Origin of the sequence: Pseudomonas sp. MWU12-3088, from assembly GCF_023242405.1 — a bacterium.
GTDB lineage: Bacteria > Pseudomonadota > Gammaproteobacteria > Pseudomonadales > Pseudomonadaceae > Aquipseudomonas > Aquipseudomonas kribbensis.
In genome coordinates this window covers 1-2058 of sequence record NZ_JALJEA010000027.1, presented here as the reverse complement: position 1 = coordinate 2058, position 2058 = coordinate 1, and the positions used below count along the sequence as shown (strand labels likewise).

1 protein-coding gene is annotated in these 2058 nt (G+C 61.4%); it reads left to right on the top strand.

Going from position 1 to position 2058, the window contains the following annotated elements:
• Positions 1 to 94: 94 nt before the first annotated feature.
• On the top strand, positions 95 to 2058 hold a 1964-nt coding region (locus tag M5B98_RS28610; RefSeq protein WP_248744677.1), incomplete at its 3' end, for a DUF6531 domain-containing protein.

Sequence of the window (2058 nt, the reverse complement as noted above, 5' to 3'; positions counted from 1 at the left end):
GCCCTACAGACATCGCCTACTTGCCTGACTTCTTTCCTGTTTGATCCCCCGCAAAGTTTCGCGCCATCCCCTTGATGCGCGCGAGTGACTGCGAATGCTTCCATCTGACCAACTCCTGAAACTGAACAACAGCATCGGTTTGCTGGTGGTCGCTGCGCTGAACCCTGACCAGCCCGACGCCGAGAAATTGTTTCAGGAGTTCCGCCTCTGCCTCAACGACTATGAAAGCTGGGCCGAGCAGTTCTGGACGGGAACCGCGCTGGATGTCGATCAGGTGTTCAAGGTCGGCAACGATGTCCAGCTCAGTGCGCCGATTACCAGCCGAAAACCCATCAGCTCCTCAGTGGCCATGTGCTCTGCCACTGGCTCCCTGACGCTGGTGCACATGTTCGAAGCCGCGCGCTTCGTGCCGATCGGCGATACGCCGGTGACCCTGGAACCGGTCATTTCCGATGTTGACGGTGTCCTGGAATTCGGTGAACCACAGCATTACACCATCGGCCCCAGCGGCATTCTCGAAGTCGACGACTGCGACCGGGGCCAGCGTTATCGCATCACCTTCTTTCCCGATGTTTCCACCGCGCATATCCAGACGCTGTATGCCTCGTATCAGGGGCTCATTGATGGCCTGGAAAAATGGTTGCGTGAGGAATGGGTCGGGTTTCAGCCGCAATGGGTCGAGTTTTCCAGCGCGGGTTTTCTGGAACGTTACGGTCAGTTGCAGCAGGCCGACTGGCGCGGTTTCGAAACGGCGCTGAATGGCGTCTGGAATGACGTGAAACAGCTGTTCGCCCTGCTCGCCGACTTGCAGGCCAACAGCGAAAAACTTCTGCAATTCCTGTCCAGCGTCGAGCTGGAAGCCTTGCTCGCGGCCTCCTCCGAAGCCATCGCCAATGGCCTGCTGATGCTCAGCGACGAGCCGTTGCTGTTCATTCATCTGGCGGCGTTCACCAGTTGGCTGAAGATGCTGCCGCCGCAGTATCTGGCCGAGGTGGTGGCTGAAGTCCGGGCGGAGTTACTGGTCAGTTTTCTGCTGATGTGCATGTCGGGCGGCATGGGCGTGCCGCTGCGGTTGAGCGCCAAGGTGCTCGGCAAGATCAAGTCGCCACGTACCCGGGAATGGCTGGCGGCATCAGCGTTGCGGTTGGCGGAACTGACTTCGGCGCCCGATCTGACCCGGCATGCGGGCGCTTTGAAACCGCTGATGATCAATGCACGTCCGGCACCGTTGCGGCCGACACCTGCGGTTCCGCTGGAGATTCGCACGGCGGATGCGCTGGTACTGACGGTGCCCAATCCGGCGGCCATTGCGCGTAACAAGTCCCATGGCACGACGCGAATGGAGCGGCATGAGCCTCGCGACGACAAGCCTGATCAGGCGAAGAATCCCAACGGCGACAGCGCCGATTGCGTCCCCCGGACCTGCACCAACGGCTGCCCGGTGTCGATGGTCACCGGCGAGGAACTGCTGACCCTGACCGATGGCGTGCTCGACGGGGTGCTGCCGTTCGAGTTCAGCCGGTTGTATCGCAGCAGTGCCGCCGAGATCGATGTCGGGTTGGGGTTTGGCTGGAGCCATTCGCTGGCGCATCGGCTGGAGGTCGAGGGCGATGGCGTGGTCTGGGTTGACCATGAGAACCGGCGCACGCGGTTTCCGCTGCCGAGTGTCGAGCGGCCGGCGATTCACAACAGTCTGTCGCGGGCGGCGATCTTTCTCGGGGATGAGCCGGAGGAACTGATTGTTGCGCTGGCGGGGGACGCGGCGCGGTTTTATCACTTTCGGGCTGGGCGTCTGACGGTCGTCAGCGATGCGTACAGCAACCGGTTGCGTATTACGCGTGATCGTCTGGATCGTGTTGAGCGCCTCGACAACGGGGCCGGTCGTTCGCTGCTGCTGCGCTACGAGCGGGCGCATCTGGTGGCGGTCGATTATCAGGTTTTTTCTGAGTCTGCCTGGCGCACCGAGCAGACGCTGGTCAGCTACCGCTTTGATGCCCGTCATCGGTTGATCGAGGCGACCAACGCCGTCGGCGAAAGCGAGCGTTACGACTACGACGA